This is a genomic window from Lutimaribacter pacificus, from assembly GCF_900142185.1.
In the GTDB taxonomy this organism is placed as follows: Bacteria; Pseudomonadota; Alphaproteobacteria; order Rhodobacterales; family Rhodobacteraceae; genus Lutimaribacter; species Lutimaribacter pacificus.
The window spans coordinates 227,025-242,725 of record NZ_FQZZ01000006.1 but is presented as its reverse complement, the minus strand read 5'-3'; the positions used below and the strand labels follow the sequence as shown (position 1 = coordinate 242,725).

Here is a 15,701-nt window from a genome sequence, read left to right as displayed (position 1 = left end):
CCCCTCCCTTACCGGCTTTCGTCGGGCGTGAAGGTCGAGAAATCGACCAGCGTGCCCAGCATTTGCAGGTATGCGATCAGCGCGTCGGCCTCGGAGATTCCGGGCTGGCCGTCGAAATTGCGCACGTTCACACTTTCACCATAGCGCTCAAGCAGACCGTCATAGTCGCTGTCCGGGTCGGCCTGCGCAGCAAAGTCCCCGGCGCCGTTTTCCAGCATCTCGTCCGAGTAGGGAACGCCAAGCAGCGCGTGGGTGGACATCACGTCCGCGATATACCGGCCGTCGATCATGCGGTTTTCGAGGAAGCCGTATTTCGGCATCACCGATTCCGGCACCACCGATTGCGGGTCGCGCAGGTGGTCGACATGCCATTCGTCCGAATAGCGACCGCCGAGGCGCGCAAGGTCGGGCCCGGTCCGCTTGGAGCCCCACTGGAACGGATGGTCGTACTGCGATTCGGCCGCAAGGCTGTAATGGCCGTAGCGTTCCACCTCGTCCCGCATCGGGCGCACCATCTGGCTGTGGCAGACATAGCAGCCCTCGCGGACGTAGATATCGCGCCCGGCCAGTTCGAGCGGGGTGTAGGGGCGCATGCCCTCTACATCCTCGATCGTGTTTTCCAGCCAGAACAGCGGGGCGATCTGCACGATGCCGCCGATGGTGACCACAAGGAAGGCGAAGATCGAAAGAAGCGTGATGTTCTTCTCAAGGATCGTGTGTTTATCGAGAATTGCCATCTCTCCGGCCCTCCTTATTCAGCCGGGACCATCTGGTTCGTGGCTTCCACAGCCGGCGAACGCTTGACGGTCATCCAGAGGTTGTAGCACATGATGACGCCACCGATGAGGTAGAGCACCCCACCCAGGCCACGCACCACATACATCGGGAACTTGGCGGCCACGGTGTCGGCGAACGAGTTCACGAGGAAGCCGTTTGCATCCACTTCACGCCACATCAGGCCCTCCATGATGCCGGTCACCCACATTGAGGCGGCGTAGAGGATGATGCCGATGGTGGCGAGCCAGAAGTGCCAGGACACCAGGCTGAGGCTATAGAGCCGCTCGCGGTTCCACAGGCGCGGCACGAGGAAGTAGAGCGCGCCGAAGGTGATCATGCCGTTCCAGCCCAGCGCGCCGGAATGCACGTGGCCGATCGTCCAGTCGGTATAGTGCGACAGCGAGTTCACCGCGCGGATCGACATCATCGGCCCTTCGAAGGTCGACATGCCGTAGAAGCCGACCGAGATCACCATCATGCGGATGATCGGATCGGTGCGCAGCTTGTCCCACGCGCCCGACAGCGTCATCAGGCCGTTGATCATGCCACCCCAGGACGGCATCCACAGCACGATCGAGAACACCATGCCCAGCGTCGAGGCCCAGTCGGGCAGCGCGGTATAGTGCAGGTGGTGCGGACCGGCCCAGATGTAGATGAAGATCAGCGCCCAGAAGTGGATGATCGACAGTTTATAGCTGAAGACGGGCCGTTCGGCCTGTTTCGGGACGAAGTAGTACATCATCCCCAGGAAGCCCGCGGTCAGGAAGAAGCCCACAGCGTTGTGGCCATACCACCATTGCGTCATGGCGTCCTGCACACCGGCAAAGACCTGCACCGATTTCGAGCCGAAGATCGACACCGGGATCGACAGGTTGTTGACGATATGCAGCATCGCCACGGTGATGATGAAGCTGAGGTAGAACCAGTTGGCGACGTAGATATGCGGCTCTTTCCGTTTCACGATGGTGCCCACGAACACCAGGAAGTAACAGACCCAGACGATGGTCAGCCACCAGTCGACATACCATTCAGGCTCGGCGTATTCCTTGGATTGCGTTGCCCCGAGGATATAACCGGTTGCGGCCAGGACGATGAAAAGCTGGAAACCCCAGAACACGAACCACGCCAGGTTGCCGCCCCACAGCCGCGCCGCGCTGGTGCGCTGCACGACGTAGAACGAGGTGGCGATCAGCGCGTTGCCACCAAAGGCGAAAATCACTGCCGAAGTGTGAAGGGGGCGCAACTTGCCGAAATTCAGATAGCCCTGCGCCCATTCGAAATTGAGCTGCGGAAAGGCAAGCTGAAAGGCGATCGTCACACCGACGAGGAACCCGACGACCCCCCAGAGCGCCGTGGCGATGACCCCGGCGCGCACGACGCCGTCCATGTATTCACCCGAAAGATCGACATTCGGCACAGGCTCGTCCGTGCGGCGCAGCGTCCACAGAAACAGCCCGGCCGCGGCAAGTGCCACGGTCAGCGCATTGACGAGATATGCCAGATCGCGCGCGTAATTGGCCGCGATCAGCGCGAAAAGCGCGATCAGGCCAAGCACGATCAGCTTGAAGTAGTTAACCATTTTGCGTCCCTTCGTCTGTCCCCGCGCGATTCGTGAGGCTGCGCGGATAGGTTTAGACTGTCCGCTTAATGGGGCGCGCGGGCATCGCGTGCCTTGATCTGCATCAAAGGCGGCTTGCGGTTTTTTTGACCAGCATCAAGGAATCTGTTGTTGTCCGCAGGTTAGGGTAACCAGGCAAGCAGGGTGCGTTTGCCGCGCCCTGTCACAATCGAAGGAGACCGATATGGCCTACAAGTCGTTGTTTTCAGTCCTTACCGACGAATCCTTGGCAGGCCCTGTCCTGTCGCAAGCGGCCAGGCTGGCCGAAATGAACGATGCCCATCTCGAAGCGTTGTGCATGGGCGTCGACCGTAGCCAGACCGGCTATTACTACGCCGGTGCCAACGCCATGATTCTGCAGGAAAGCATTACCCGCGCGCAGGAAGAGGCCGAGGCCGTCGAAGCCCGCGCCCGCGAGGTTCTGAGCCCGTGGGACGTGCGCTGGAGCACCGAGAACGGCGTGGCGCAACTGGCCGATATCGGCCGGCATGTTGCAGCCCGGGCACGGTTTTCCGACCTCGTGGTGCTGCCGCGCCCCTATGGCGATGGCCGCGGGGTCGAACTGGAGCCGGTGCTTGAGGCGGCGCTGTTCGAGGGGCGCACGCCGGTTCTGGTCGTTCCCGACGAAAAGACCGAGGTGACCGCGCCGAAAAAGATCGTGCTGGCCTGGAACGAAAGCGCCGAGGCGCTGAGCGCGGCGCGGGCCGCCCTGCCGATGCTGCGCGCCGCCGAGTCGGTGCACGTGGTGGTGATCGACCCGCCGACCCACGGGCCGAACCGCTCGGACCCCGGCGGGCTGTTGTCGCAATACATCTCGCGCCACGGCGTCAAGGCCGAGATCGACGTGCTGTCCAAGACCATGCCGCGGGTGTCGGACGTGCTGCTGCGCCACACCAAGGATATCGAAGCCGAGCTGGTCGTGATGGGCGCCTATGGCAAGTCGCGCTTCCGCGAGGCGATCCTGGGCGGCGCAACACGCTATATGCTGGAACAGGCCGAGGTGCCGGTATTCATGTCGCATTGAGCGGGCGCCAGGAGCTTGCAAGAAACGCCCCGCAGGAAACTGCGGGGCGTTGTCGTTCGGGATGGCTGTTCCGGCCGGGTGCGCCTCAAAGGTCGTAGCAGGGCTCTGAACAGGCAAATGTCCTGGCGTCAGGCCCGCTTGATCATGCGGATCACGAAAAGAACGATCACGGCCCCGATGGTGGCGTTAATCACAGACCCGATGAAACCGCCGCCGATATTCAGCCCCACCGCCGGCAGGATCAGCCCCGCGACGAAGGCACCGACGATGCCCATGACGATGTTGCCCAGCAAGCCAAAGCCCCCGCCGTGCATGATCTTGCCCGCAAGCCATCCGGCGATGGCCCCGACGATCAGAATGGCCAGTATGCTTTCCACGCCCATGCGATGCTCCATTATTGTGCAGCCCCGAGAGTGTCACGACCCGGCCGCCCGTGCAATTCAGGATGTCACGCGCGCGCCCGGCGCGATTGTCGGCGGCGCAGCGTTCAGCGCCTCGATGGCAAAGCCCGCCGCCGTCTTGTAACCGGCCATGAATTCGGCGCGCTCGGCCGCAGGAAAGACATCGTCGATATCGTCGAACTCCCCGCCGCAGCGGTCGTCCACGATGTTCAGCATCCCGAACGGCCCGGCCCCGCGGTTGCGCAGGATCAGGTCGGACACCGGCCGGCACAGCCGCGCGTCATAGGCGGCCAGCGCCTGCGCCGTCACGCCATGCGCCAGCATTTCCGCCCCGATCGCGCGGGCGTCGATGATCGCCTGGCTCGCCCCGTTCGACCCGGTGGGATACATCACATGCGCCGCATCCCCCATCAGCGCCACGCGCCCGTCCACCCAGGTCGGCACCGGGTCACGGTCGATCATCGGGTATTCATAGACCTCGTCCGCGCCACGGATCAGCGCGGGCACGTCGAGCCAGTCGAAATTCCAGCCCTCGAAATGATGCACGAAATCCTGCACCGAGACCTTCTTGTTCCAGTCGCCTTCCCAGCCGGCGGAATTGTCGAAGGTCTGTTCCGCGATCCAGTTGATCGTGGCCATGCCGTCGGAATCGGGGTGCGAGATCGGATAGATCACCATCCGGTGCTTGTGCGTGCCCAGCCCCACGAAAGACGATCCCGTGCGGATGGGTTTCGCCCGCGTCACGCCGCGCCACAGGATCGCCCCGCCCCACCGGATCGGCGGCTGGTCGGGATGCATCTGGGCGCGAATGGCCGAATGCAGCCCGTCCGCCCCGATCAGCAGCGCGCCGGTGGTCCGGCTTTCCCGGCCTTCGGCGTCAGCCAGCATTGCGGTCACGCTATCGCCATCCTGCGCATAGCCGGTGACACGCTGCCCCAGCCGCACCGCATCGGCGCCCAGCCGCTGAACCACCTTGTCATACAGCAGCATCTGCAACTGCCCGCGATGCACCGCGTATTGCGGCCAGTTATAGCCCGCCAGCAGCCCGCGCGGTTCGGCATAGATATCGTTGCCGTTGCGCCCGACCAGCGCCCATTCGCGCGCGGGCAGGCCGACACGGTCGAGCGCATCGCCGGTGATTCCGAGATCGTAAAGCTCGCGCACGGCATTGGGTTGCAGGTTGATGCCCACGCCCAGCGGGCGCAGCACCGGCACGGAGTCGAAAACCGTGCAGCGCACACCGACCTGGTGCAGCGTCAGCGCAAGGGACAGGCCGGCAATGCCGCCGCCGGCGATCAATACATGGGGGGTCGTCATATCCCGGGCCTTCACCTGTTTGGCAGGTGTTTAGCAACTATGGCGAAATCCGCAAATGCGCAGGCGCGCGTCAGACCAGCAGCCCGCCATCGGTGTCGTCGCCCGCCTCGTCCAGCAGGCGGCTGAAATCGGGGACGGTGACGTGGCGCTTGCCCTCAAGCTCGATCACGCCGTCGCGTTTCAGCGCCGAAATCTGGCGGCTGACGGTTTCCAGCGTCAGACCCAGGTAATCGGCCATCGCCTCACGCGTGAGGGGCAGGTCGAACACCAGCCGGTTCTGCGCCGGTTGCAGGTTCAGCGTGGCGTCGCGCCGCGCGATGATCGACAGGAGAGACGCGATCTTTTCGCGCGCGGTCTTGCGGCCCAGCACCAGCATCCATTCGCGCGCGGCATCCAGTTCGTCCAGCGTCATCTCAAGCAGCCGGTGCGCGATATGCGGGGTGGCGACCATCATCTCTTCGAACGGTCTCTTGCGGAAACAGCACATCACCATGTCGGTCGTGGCCACCACGTCATAGGGCGACCCGTCGCGCCCCGGGCGGCCCACGAAATCGCTGGGCAGCAACAGGCCCACCATCTGCGTGCGGCCATCCTCCATCGTCTGCGTCAGCGTGGCGATACCCGACACGACCGAACCGACGAAATCCATCCGGTCGCCCGACCAGATGATCGTCTGGCCGGCTTCGAAATTGCGGTAGTACTTGATTTCCTCAAGCCGTTCCAATTCGTCGGTTTCGCACCGTGCGCATACAGCCCTATGGCGAATAGGGCAGTCGCCACAGTCGTGGGCAACCGTTTTGGTATCTTCATTCAACATATGTGTTCGCGCGCTTGATCTGGGTCAAGGATGACCCTCGTGTCCTGCCTTACAGGCTAGGCTTATGGCCAAGAAAACGCAACTTGCAAAACTGGGACTGTTTGACGCGAAGGTGCCGCGATACACAAGCTATCCGACGGCGCCGCATTTCTCGTCCGTGATCGGCCCCACCGATTTTGCCGACTGGATCCGCGCGATAGAGCCCGGTTCCCGTATCTCGCTATACGTGCATGTCCCGTTTTGCCGCCGCCTGTGCTGGTTCTGCGCCTGCCGCACCCAGGGCACGCAAAGCGACGAGCCGGTGCGCGCATATCTCGAAACACTCAAATCCGAACTGGCGATGCTGGGCGCGGCGCTGCCGCGGGGCGTCACACTGTCGCGGCTGCACTGGGGCGGCGGCACACCCACCCTGCTGAAGCCCGACATGATGCGCGAACTGACCGATTCGATCTTCGACATCGCGCCGCTGTCGGACGAGGCCGAATTCTCGGTCGAGATCGACCCGAACGAGATCGACGCCGAACGGCTGGACGTGCTGGCCGCCGCCGGGATGAACCGCGCCTCGATCGGGGTGCAGGATTTCGACGACGAAATCCAGAAGACGATCGGCCGTATCCAGGGCTATGACGTGACCCGGCAGGCTGTCGACATGATCCGCGAGCGCGGGGTGCAAAGCCTGAACGCCGATATCCTGTTCGGCCTGCCGCACCAGTCCGGGGTGCGCATCACCGAAACCGTGCAGAAACTGCTGTCCTTCAACCCCGACCGCGTGGCGCTTTACGGCTATGCGCATGTGCCGTGGATGGCCAAGCGCCAGCAACTGATCCCGTCGGACGCGCTGCCCACCCCGCAGGAGCGGCTGGACCTGTTCGAGACCGCGCGGCGGCTGTTCATCTGGGACGGCTACGACGAGATCGGCATCGACCATTTCGCCCGCCCCGAGGACGGGCTGTCGCGGGCGCTGCGCGCCGGCAGGCTGCGGCGCAATTTCCAGGGCTATACCGACGATCCGGCGGATGTGCTGATCGGGGTCGGCGCCTCGTCGATCTCGCGCTTTCCGCAGGGGTATGCGCAGAACGCCTCGGCCACATCGGTGCATACGGCGGCGATCCGCGACGGGCGCTTCTCGACCGCGCGGGGCCATGCCTTCAGTGGCGAAGACCTGATGCGGTCGCGGATGATCGAGGCGCTGATGTGCGATTTCCGCATCGACGCGGGTGAGATCACCAGCCGCTTCGGCATCGACCGCGCCGACCTGACGGCCGAGTTCAAACGCATCGCGGCCGAGTTCGACGGGCTTCTCAAGGTGACCGAGGCGGGGCTGGACGTGCCCGTCGAGGCCCGGCCGCTGACCCGCATGATCGCCCGCGCCTTCGACGCCTACGACCTGAGCAAGGCTGGCCACAGCTCGGCCATCTAGGGGCCGGGCCGATGCGCATCGGCAGCTTCAACATCCAGAACCTGCGCCTGCGCGGCGGGGTTCTGGATGGTGCGCATGACCGCGACACGCCCGACAGCCCCGATGCCTGGGCCGACCGGATCGACCGGCGGCTGGGCGCGCAGGTGATCGCCGCGCTGAACGCCGACGTGCTGGCCCTGCAGGAGGTGTTCGACCGGGACACGCTGGATCATTTCCACGACGCCTTTCTGCTGCCCGCGGGCGTGCCGCCCTATCCGCACCGGATCTGCCTGCCCGGCAATGACGGGCGCGGGCAGGACGTGGCGCTGCTCAGCCGTGTCGCGCCCGTTGCGGTATCCAGCCATGCCGATTTGCGCCCGGCCGATCTGGGCCTTGCGGCCCCGCCCGGCGTGCATCCCGACACGCCGGTCTTTCGCCGTGATTGCCTTGAGGTCGGGTTCGACACGCTGACGCTGTTCATCTGCCATTTCAAGGCGCCCTATCCCGACCCCGCCGCCGCATGGCCCGTGCGCCGGCACGAGGCGCTGGCCGTGCGACACCTGGTTCAGGCGCGGGGCCGCGACATGTGGCTGATCCTGGGCGACCTGAACGATCCCGCGCACCCGGCGGACGACCCGGCAACCGCGCCGATCCTGCCGCCGTTCTCGGTCGATCTGATGGCGCGACTGCCGCAAGGCGCGCGCTGGTCGGCGCATGACCCGTGGGACGATATCTATTGGCGGTCCGACGGGATGCTGGCCAGCCCGGCGCTGGCCCGCGCCTGCGCCGGTGCCGTGCCGGAACTGCACCGCGAGGGGTTGTCGCTGGAGGCCGCGCGCCATGCCGGTCTGCACCTGCCGCAGGTGGGCCACCACCGGCCCCATGCCAGCGATCACGCCGCGCTGGTGATCGACCTGCCGCTGGGGTGACGGGGCCCGTTCAGCCCGCCAGGTCCAGCGCCGCCGACAGCAGCGTGCGCGCATAGTCGGTCTGCGGAGCGGTAAACAGATCTTCGGCCATACCGGCCTCGACCACGTCGCCCTGTTTCATCACGATGATCTTGTGGCTCATCGCACGCACCACGTTCAGGTCGTGGCTGATGAACAGGTAGGCCAGCCCGTATTTCACCTGAAGGTCGCGCAGCAGGTCGACGATCTGCACCTGAACCGTCATGTCCAGCGCGCTGGTGGGTTCGTCCAGCACCACCAGCCGCGGCCGCAGGATCATCGCGCGGGCGATGGCGATGCGCTGGCGCTGGCCGCCGGAAAACTCGTGCGGGTAGCGGTGCATCGTGGCGGGGTCCAGCCCGACCTCGGCCATGATCTCGGCCACCATCTCGGTCGCGTTGCGCCCCGGCGCGGTGCCGTGCACGCCCAGCCCCTCGGCGATGATCTGTTCGCAGGTCATGCGCGGCGACAGGCTGCCGAACGGGTCCTGGAACACGATCTGCATCTCACGGCGCAGGCGGCGCAGCTTTTTCGTGGACCAGCCGCGCACGTCCTGCCCGTCATAGGTGATGCTGCCCGTCGACTGGATCAGCCGCATGATCGCCAATGCCAGCGTCGTCTTGCCCGATCCGCTTTCGCCGACGATGCCCAGCGTTTCGCCCTCGCGCACGTCGATGGTGGCGTCGTTCACCGCCTTCACATGGCCGACCGTGCGCTTCAGAAACCCCTTCTGGATCGGGAACCACACGCGCAGACCATCGGTCGAGACCAGCGATTTCGCCTGTGCGGGCACCGGCGCGGGAGAGCCCACAGCGCGCGCGCCCAGCAGCTTTTTCGTATAGGGGTGCTGCGGGTCGGCGAATATCGCGGCGGTCGGTCCTGCCTCGACGATCTCACCATCCTTCATCACGCAGACCTTGTCGGCGATGCGCTGCACGATGCCAAGGTCATGGGTGATGAACAGCAGCCCCATATCCTCGGTCTTTTTCAGCTCGGCCAGCAGGTCGAGAATCTGCGCCTGGATCGTCACGTCCAGCGCGGTGGTGGGTTCATCCGCGATCAGCAGGTCGGGCTTGTTGGCCAGCGCCATCGCGATCATCACGCGCTGGCGCTGCCCGCCGGACAGCTGGTGGGGATAGGCGTTCAGCCGCTCCTGCGGGTCGCGAATGCCGACGCGGTTCAGCAGTTCGAGGATACGGTCGCGCAGCGCCGGGCCTTCCAGCCCCTGGTGCAGTTCGATCGACTCGCGCAGCTGCTTTTCGATCGTGTGCAGCGGGTTGAGCGAGGTCATCGGCTCCTGAAAGATGAAGCTGATGTCGTTGCCGCGCACCTGCCGCAGCAGCCGGTCGCCGGCGCCGATCATCTGCTGGCCCTCATAGGTGACCGATCCGCCCACCTGCGCACTGGGCGGCAGCAGGCCCACCGTCGACAGTGCCGTGACCGATTTACCCGACCCGGATTCGCCCACCAGCGCCACGGTTTCGCCCCGGTCGACGGAAAACGACACGCCCCGCACGGCGGGGTTGACCTTGCCGTCCTGCCGGAAGGCCACGGTCAGGTCGCGGACCTCGAGCACACTCATTGAAAGGTCTTTCTGGGGTCGAACGCGTCACGCACCCCTTCGAAGATGAAGACAAGCAGCGACAGCATGATGGCAAAGGTGAAGAACGCGGTGAAGGCCAGCCATGGCGCATCGAGGTTCTGCTTGGCCTGCAACGTCAGCTCGCCAAGGCTGGGCGCCGAGGACGGCAGGCCGAAGCCCAGGAAATCGAGGCTGGCCAGCAGCCCGATCGTGCCGGTGACGATAAAGGGCAGCATGGTCAGCGTCGCCACCATCGCGTTGGGCAGCATGTGGCGGAACATGATCGTCCGGTTTCCGACGCCCAGCGCGCGGGCTGCGCGCACATATTCCAGGTTACGCGCGCGCAGGAATTCGGCCCGCACCACGCCCACCAGCGCCGTCCAGCCGAACAGCACCGTTATGAACACCAACAGCCAGAAGCCCCGCCCAAGGATCGCGAACAGGATGATGATGACGTAAAGCTGCGGCATCGCCACCCAGATCTCGATCACGCGCTGGAATATCAGGTCCAGCCAGCCGCCGAAGAACCCCTGCAACGCACCCGCGATGATACCGATGATGCTGGCCAGCGTCGTCACGATCAGCGTGAACAGGATCGACAGCCGGAAGCCATAGATCACCCGCGCCAGCACGTCGCGCTTGGTATCGTCGGTGCCCAGCCAGTTCTGGTCGTTGGGCGGCAGCGGCGCGGCGCCGGGCCGGTCCACCGTGGTGTTGTAGGAATAGCGCAGCGGCGGCCAGAACGCCCAGCCCCGTTCGATCCCGGCGCCGTCGATCATCCCGTCGCGCGCATCCGCGATCAGATCCTCGGGCGTGTCGAAACAGCTATCCAGCCCGCCGGTTTCGATCAGGCACTGCACCACCGGATCGCGGTAATCCGCCTCGGTCTGGAAATCGCCGCCAAAGGCGGTTTCGGGATAGAACCGGAAGATCGGCGTGAAATATTCGCCGCGATACTGCACGAGGATCGGCTTGTCGTTGGCGATGAACTCGGCGAACAGCGACAGGCCGAACAGGATCGAGAACACGATCAGCGACCAGAAGGCCCGCCGGTTGCGGCGGAAATTGCGCCAGCGCCGCTGGTTCAGGGGGGACAGCGCCATTTACCCCTCCCTCTTTTCGAAGTCGATGCGCGGATCGACCAGCACATACATCAGGTCCGACAGGATGCCGACCAGCAGGCCGATCAGCCCGAAGATGAACAGCGTTCCGAACACGATCGGGTAATCGCGCTGCAGCGCCGCCTCGAAGCCCAGCAGGCCCAGCCCGTTCAGCGAAAACAACTTCTCGATGATGATCGAGCCGGTGAAGAAGATGCTGATAAAGGCCGCCGGGAACCCCGCGATCACGATCAGCATGGCATTGCGGAACACGTGACCGTACAGCACCTGCCGCTCGCTCAGCCCCTTGGCGCGGGCGGTGATCACGTATTGCTTCTTGATCTCGTCCAGAAAGCTGTTCTTGGTCAGCAGCGTCAGCGTCGCAAAGGCGGATATGGTCGAGGCCACGACCGGCAGCGTGATGTGCCAGAAATAGTCCAGCACCTTTTCCCACCATGTCAGCGTGTCCCACACCGCCTGTTCGCTGGTCAGCCCGCGGAATGGAAATATCTGCAGGTAGGAACCGCCGGCAAACAGCACCAGCAGCAGGATGGCGAACAGGAAGCCGGGGATCGCATAGGCCACGATCACCACGGTCGAGGTCCAGCTGTCAAAGCGCGAGCCGTCCTGCACCGCCTTGCGGATGCCCATCGGGATCGAGATGAGATAGGCCAGCAGCGTCGACCACAGCCCCAGCGAGATCGAGACCGGCATCGCCTCGATGATCAGGTCGGTGACCTCGCGCTTCTTGAACCAGCTTTCCCCGAAATCCAGCCGCGCATAGTTCCACATCATGTTCAGGAACCGTTCCAGCGGCGGCTTGTCGAAACCGAATTCGCGTTCAAGCTGGGCGATGAATTCCGGCGGCAATCCGCGCGCGCCGATATATTCCTCGTTCTGGGGCACGTCCATGCCGGCGTCGTTGCCGCTGCCGGCAAACCCTGCGGTCACGTCGCCCTGGCCCTGCATCTGGGCGATGACCTGTTCGACCGGGCCACCGGGCACGAACTGGGTCAGCACGAAGTTGATGATCATGATCCCCAGCAGGGTCGGGACGATCAGCAACAATCGCCGGAGGATATAGGCGCCCATCTGCCGGTTGTCTCCCGCTTATCTCAACGCGCCCGCGGCCCTGAGCTTTTCGGCTTTGTCGGTGTCATACCACCAGAAATCCAAAAGGCCCACGGAATAGGTCGGCAGTTCCTCGGGGTGGTCGTACTGGTCCCAATAGGCGATCCAGACGCTCGGGTTATACCAGACCGGGATCATGAACCGCTCCCAGCGCAGGGCGCGGTCCAGCGCGCGCAACGCCACGTCGCGTTCCTCCTCGGTCTCGCTCAGCAGCGATATGTCGATGATCCGGTCCACCATCGGGCTGGCCAGCCCGGCGGGGTTGAACAGGCTGAACGCCGCCTCTTTCGAGCCATACATCTGGTGCAGCCCGGTGCCGGTATCCAGGAAGGCGCGATACTGGTCGAAGATCAGGTCGAACGCCCGATCCCGCTCAAGCAGGGTGTATTGCGACGGATCGACCTTTTCCACCATCGCGTCGATGCCCATCTTTTTCAGGTTCTGCACGAATGTCTCGACCACAGATTCCAGCGTGGGCGAGCCGGCGGTGTTCAGCAGGAAATTGATCCTGAGCACCTCGCCCGCCTCATTGCGGCGGATACCGTCATCGCCCACGGTCCAGCCGGCCTCGTCCAGCAGACCCATCGCGCGGCGCAGGTTGCGGCGGTCGGTCAGGCGTTCCTCGGACGAGCTGTGCGCCATCACCGCGGGTTCGGTCAGCATCTCGGGCGGCACGATGTCGCCCAGCGATTCCAGCAGCTCCAGCTCGGCGCCCTCGGGCACGCCCTGCGCCTCGAACGGAGACCCCTGGGTGAAGGAATGGCGCTGCTCGAACAGGCCGTATTGCAACGAGGCATTGGTCCATTCGAAGTTATAGGCCAGCGATACCGCCTCGCGCACGCGGCGATCCTGGAACTTGTCGCGGCCGAGGTTGAAGATGATGCCGGTGGGCGCGGGGGGCGTGCCATCGGGCAGATCCTCCATCCTGACCCAGCCCCTTTGCACCGCCGGGAAATCGTATCCCGTGGCCCAGAGCCGCGAATTGCCCTCGGGGCGGACGGTGAATTCGCCGGCCTTGAACGCCTCGAACGCGGCGGTGTCGTCGCCGAAATACTCGACCCGGATACGGTCGAAATTGTGCCGGCCCTGGTTGATCGGCAGATCCTTGCCCCAGTAATCGGGGTTCCGTTTATAGACGATGCGACGGTTCACCTCGACCTGGTCCACCATGTAGGGGCCCGATCCCGGCGCTGCCTCAAGCCGGGGTTCGTCCAGCCGCGCGCCGGTTTCCTCGAACCAGTGTTTCGGCCAGACCGGCACGCTGCCCACCTGGTCGATCAGCGACCGGCGCGAGATATCCTTGGCGAAGGTGAACTTGACCGTATGATCGTCCAGCGCCTCGGCGGTCAGAACGCGCACCTTCACCGCCTGCGCGTAAGAGGGCAGCCCCTGTTCCAGCAGCAGGTTGTGCGAGAACACGACGTCATGCGCCGTCACCGGCTCACCATCGGAAAACCGCGCCTCGGGGCGCATGTGGAAGATCACCCATTCCTTCGATTCCGGGTATTCCAGCCGCTCGGCCAGCAGCCCGTACATCTCGCCATAGACATCGGCAGGCGCGGCGCCGCCGCTCGACGGTTCCTCGCCCAGCAGGCTTTCATACATCATCCACGAATACCGCCCCGCCCGGCCCTTGCGGCTGTAGGGATTCATCGAATCGAACGTGCCCATCGCCGCCAGCGAGATTTCCCCGCCCTTGGGCGCATCCGGGTTCACATAGTCGAAATGTGGGTAATCCTCGGGGTAGGTCAGGTTGCCGAAATAGGAATAGCCGTGACTGCGGATCATGGTTTCCCCGTCCTGATCCTGCGCCAGCGCCGGGATCGCAAGCGCGGCCAGACCCAGCAGCATCCACGTCAGGAAGGCAGCGGCAGGGGCCGTCTGTCGCTGGCGCGCAATTGCACGGGTGCGGGGGGCGGGTGTCATGCTCATCCTCCTGTCGCGTTCCGGTTCGGGATACGTCTGATATTGGTGATCTAAGCTAAAGGCGCGGCTTGGCCACATTCAAGGTAAGATTGCGTGAGCGCGCGTGATTTCCGCCGCGGGCATGAAAAAGGCCGCCACCTTCGCAGGTGACGGCCCCGTCGGTCATCCGTATCGCGGGATCAGCCGCCGATCGTCGAAAGATAGGCGATCAGGTCGGCGCGATCCTCGGGCTTTCTCAGGCCGGCGAAGGTCATCGTGGTGCCCGGCGCCCAGTTGCGGGGGTTTTCCAGGAAGGCAAACAGGGTTTCAGGCGTCCAGTGATCCGCACCCTGCGCTTCGAGGGCGCCCGAGTATCCGAACCCCTCGACCGAGTCGATGGGGCGCCCGACCACGCCGTAAAGATACGGGCCGGTCGCGTTCTCGCCCTCTTCCAGCTTGTGGCAGGCCTTGCACTTGTTGAACACGCGCGCGCCGGCGCCGGGATCGCCCGCCGCGAGGATGGCGGTCACGTCCATTTCCTCTTCGGGTTCGTCGGCTTCGGCGTCGCCGCTTTCGACCTCGATCATGTATCCTGCGGCATGCTCTTCGTCGCCGTGACCGCCGCCGATGTGATAGAGCGACTCGGCACCCCAGTTGCCCAGAAGAAAGATCAGAAGCGCCCCGCACAGCGCGCCACCCACCTTCGTGATCGTCATCGTGTCAAACATGGTTCGCCTGTCCATTTCATAACCGTCGCGCGCTATCTATTGCTTCCCCTTCGCGGAGGCAAGGTATAGTTAGCGCGACGAAACGCCCGATTTCGGCATTTTTGACGGAATACCCATGACGAAAACCAATCGCATCGCCTTTCAGGGAGAGCCGGGAGCCTACTCTCACCAGGCCTGCCACGACGCCCGCCCCGACATGGAGGCCCTGCCCTGCCGCACCTTCGAGGATGCGATCGACGCGGTGCGCGACGGGCGTGCCGAGCTTGCGATGCTGCCGGTCGAGAACTCGACCTATGGCCGGGTGGCCGACATCCACTCGCTTTTGCCGGCCTCGGGGCTGCACATCATCGACGAGGCGTTCGTGCGTGTGCATATCAACCTGCTGGCCGTGCCGGGCACGCAGCTGGAGCAGGTGGAACAGGCGATGAGCCACACCGTCCTTCTGGGCCAGTGCAAGAAATTCCTGACGCAGCACGGCATTCACCGCGTGACCGGCGCCGATACCGCCGGATCGGCCCGGCATGTGGCCGAGCTGGGCAACCCGGCGCTGGCCGCGCTGGCGGGGGACCTGGCGGCAGAGATCTACGGGCTGGATATCCTGGCCCGGCATATCGAGGATCAGGGCAACAACACCACCCGGTTCCTGGTGATGTCGCGCGAGGGCGACCACAGCCGCCGCGGCGACGACGGCATGATGACCAGCTTCGTCTTTCAGGTCCGCAACATCCCGGCCGCGCTTTACAAGGCGATGGGCGGGTTCGCCACGAACGGCGTCAACATGACCAAGCTGGAAAGTTACATGGTCGGCGGATCGTTCACCGCCACACAGTTCTATGCCGATATCGAAGGCCACCCCGAAGACGCCAACGTGCGCCTTGCGCTGGACGAGCTGCGCTATTTCACGTCCGAGATGAAGATTTTGGGCGTCTACCCCGCCGATCCGCGCCGGCACTGA

14 protein-coding genes are annotated in these 15,701 nt (G+C 64.4%); 4 read left to right on the top strand and 10 right to left on the bottom strand.

The window, feature by feature from the left end; all coding sequences use genetic code 11:
* Positions 1-8: 8 nt before the first annotated feature.
* On the bottom strand, positions 9-737 hold the full coding sequence (ccoO, locus tag F3H87_RS15990) for a cytochrome-c oxidase, cbb3-type subunit II (protein ID WP_149787179.1): 729 nt from the start codon (positions 735-737) through the stop codon (positions 9-11).
* 14 nt (positions 738-751) lie between these two features.
* A complete protein-coding gene (gene ccoN, locus F3H87_RS15985; RefSeq protein ID WP_149787180.1) occupies positions 752-2,356 on the bottom strand; it encodes a cytochrome-c oxidase, cbb3-type subunit I in 1,605 nt (534 codons plus the stop codon).
* A gap of 223 nt (positions 2,357-2,579) precedes the next feature.
* Here ccoN and F3H87_RS15980 point away from each other — a divergent pair, with 223 nt between their 5' ends.
* Positions 2,580-3,419, top strand: a complete 840-nt coding sequence (locus F3H87_RS15980; protein WP_149787181.1) for a universal stress protein — start codon at positions 2,580-2,582, stop codon at positions 3,417-3,419.
* Positions 3,420-3,547: 128 nt separating this feature from the next.
* On the opposite strand, the gene F3H87_RS15975 is transcribed toward F3H87_RS15980, so the two are convergent.
* From F3H87_RS15975 to fnrL, 3 genes are all read right to left on the bottom strand, one after another.
* On the bottom strand, positions 3,548-3,802 hold the full coding sequence (locus F3H87_RS15975; RefSeq protein WP_149787182.1) for a GlsB/YeaQ/YmgE family stress response membrane protein: 255 nt from the start codon (positions 3,800-3,802) through the stop codon (positions 3,548-3,550).
* Positions 3,803-3,859: 57 nt separating this feature from the next.
* Positions 3,860-5,137: a flavin-dependent oxidoreductase gene (locus F3H87_RS15970; RefSeq protein WP_149787183.1), complete on the bottom strand. Its 1,278-nt coding sequence runs from the start codon at positions 5,135-5,137 to the stop codon at positions 3,860-3,862.
* Between the two features lie 70 nt (positions 5,138-5,207).
* Positions 5,208-5,954 (bottom strand): transcriptional regulator FnrL, encoded by a 747-nt coding sequence (gene fnrL, locus F3H87_RS15965; protein ID WP_149787184.1) that lies wholly within the window; start codon positions 5,952-5,954, stop codon positions 5,208-5,210.
* A gap of 64 nt (positions 5,955-6,018) precedes the next feature.
* Between fnrL and hemN the strand changes: the two genes are divergently transcribed.
* A complete protein-coding gene (gene hemN / locus F3H87_RS15960; protein ID WP_149787185.1) occupies positions 6,019-7,374 on the top strand; it encodes an oxygen-independent coproporphyrinogen III oxidase in 1,356 nt (451 codons plus the stop codon).
* An 11-nt stretch (positions 7,375-7,385) separates the two neighbouring features.
* Positions 7,386-8,282, top strand: coding sequence for an endonuclease/exonuclease/phosphatase family protein (locus F3H87_RS15955; protein WP_149787186.1), 897 nt, complete (start codon positions 7,386-7,388; stop codon positions 8,280-8,282).
* 10 nt (positions 8,283-8,292) lie between these two features.
* Here the strand turns inward: F3H87_RS15955 and F3H87_RS15950 are convergent, their stop codons facing one another.
* From F3H87_RS15950 to F3H87_RS15930, 5 genes are all read right to left on the bottom strand, one after another.
* Complete coding sequence (locus F3H87_RS15950) at positions 8,293-9,882, bottom strand: ABC transporter ATP-binding protein (RefSeq protein ID WP_149787187.1); 1,590 nt, start codon at positions 9,880-9,882, stop codon at positions 8,293-8,295.
* Positions 9,879-10,985, bottom strand: a complete 1,107-nt coding sequence (locus F3H87_RS15945; RefSeq protein ID WP_149787188.1) for an ABC transporter permease — start codon at positions 10,983-10,985, stop codon at positions 9,879-9,881. Before F3H87_RS15945 ends, F3H87_RS15950 begins: the two co-directional genes overlap by 4 nt.
* Entirely contained in the window at positions 10,986-12,074 is a 1,089-nt protein-coding gene (locus F3H87_RS15940) for a microcin C ABC transporter permease YejB (RefSeq protein WP_149787189.1), read from the bottom strand.
* 18 nt (positions 12,075-12,092) lie between these two features.
* Positions 12,093-14,045 carry an extracellular solute-binding protein gene (locus F3H87_RS15935; protein WP_394852154.1) on the bottom strand — a complete coding sequence of 651 codons (1,953 nt, stop codon included), beginning with the start codon at positions 14,043-14,045 and terminating at the stop codon, positions 12,093-12,095.
* A 173-nt stretch (positions 14,046-14,218) separates the two neighbouring features.
* Positions 14,219-14,746, bottom strand: coding sequence for a c-type cytochrome (locus F3H87_RS15930; RefSeq protein WP_149787191.1), 528 nt, complete (start codon positions 14,744-14,746; stop codon positions 14,219-14,221).
* 115 nt (positions 14,747-14,861) lie between these two features.
* Between F3H87_RS15930 and F3H87_RS15925 the strand changes: the two genes are divergently transcribed.
* The gene (locus tag F3H87_RS15925) at positions 14,862-15,701 is read left to right on the top strand and encodes a prephenate dehydratase (protein ID WP_149787192.1); all 840 of its coding nucleotides are present in this window, start codon (positions 14,862-14,864) and stop codon (positions 15,699-15,701) included.

Excerpts from the sequence above, each read along its gene's own strand:
- ccoO (WP_149787179.1), bottom strand. The coding sequence starts at position 737 with ATGGCAATTCTCGATAAACACACGATCCTTGAGAAGAACATCACGCTT.
- ccoN (WP_149787180.1), bottom strand. The coding sequence starts at position 2,356 with ATGGTTAACTACTTCAAGCTGATCGTGCTTGGCCTGATCGCGCTTTTC.
- F3H87_RS15980 (WP_149787181.1), top strand. The coding sequence starts at position 2,580 with ATGGCCTACAAGTCGTTGTTTTCAGTCCTTACCGACGAATCCTTGGCA.
- F3H87_RS15975 (WP_149787182.1), bottom strand. The coding sequence starts at position 3,802 with ATGGGCGTGGAAAGCATACTGGCCATTCTGATCGTCGGGGCCATCGCC.
- F3H87_RS15970 (WP_149787183.1), bottom strand. The coding sequence starts at position 5,137 with ATGACGACCCCCCATGTATTGATCGCCGGCGGCGGCATTGCCGGCCTG.
- fnrL (WP_149787184.1), bottom strand. The coding sequence starts at position 5,954 with ATGTTGAATGAAGATACCAAAACGGTTGCCCACGACTGTGGCGACTGC.
- hemN (WP_149787185.1), top strand. The coding sequence starts at position 6,019 with ATGGCCAAGAAAACGCAACTTGCAAAACTGGGACTGTTTGACGCGAAG.
- F3H87_RS15955 (WP_149787186.1), top strand. The coding sequence starts at position 7,386 with ATGCGCATCGGCAGCTTCAACATCCAGAACCTGCGCCTGCGCGGCGGG.
- F3H87_RS15950 (WP_149787187.1), bottom strand. The coding sequence starts at position 9,882 with ATGAGTGTGCTCGAGGTCCGCGACCTGACCGTGGCCTTCCGGCAGGAC.
- F3H87_RS15945 (WP_149787188.1), bottom strand. The coding sequence starts at position 10,985 with ATGGCGCTGTCCCCCCTGAACCAGCGGCGCTGGCGCAATTTCCGCCGC.
- F3H87_RS15940 (WP_149787189.1), bottom strand. The coding sequence starts at position 12,074 with ATGGGCGCCTATATCCTCCGGCGATTGTTGCTGATCGTCCCGACCCTG.
- F3H87_RS15935 (WP_394852154.1), bottom strand. The coding sequence starts at position 14,045 with ATGAGCATGACACCCGCCCCCCGCACCCGTGCAATTGCGCGCCAGCGA.
- F3H87_RS15930 (WP_149787191.1), bottom strand. The coding sequence starts at position 14,746 with ATGTTTGACACGATGACGATCACGAAGGTGGGTGGCGCGCTGTGCGGG.
- F3H87_RS15925 (WP_149787192.1), top strand. The coding sequence starts at position 14,862 with ATGACGAAAACCAATCGCATCGCCTTTCAGGGAGAGCCGGGAGCCTAC.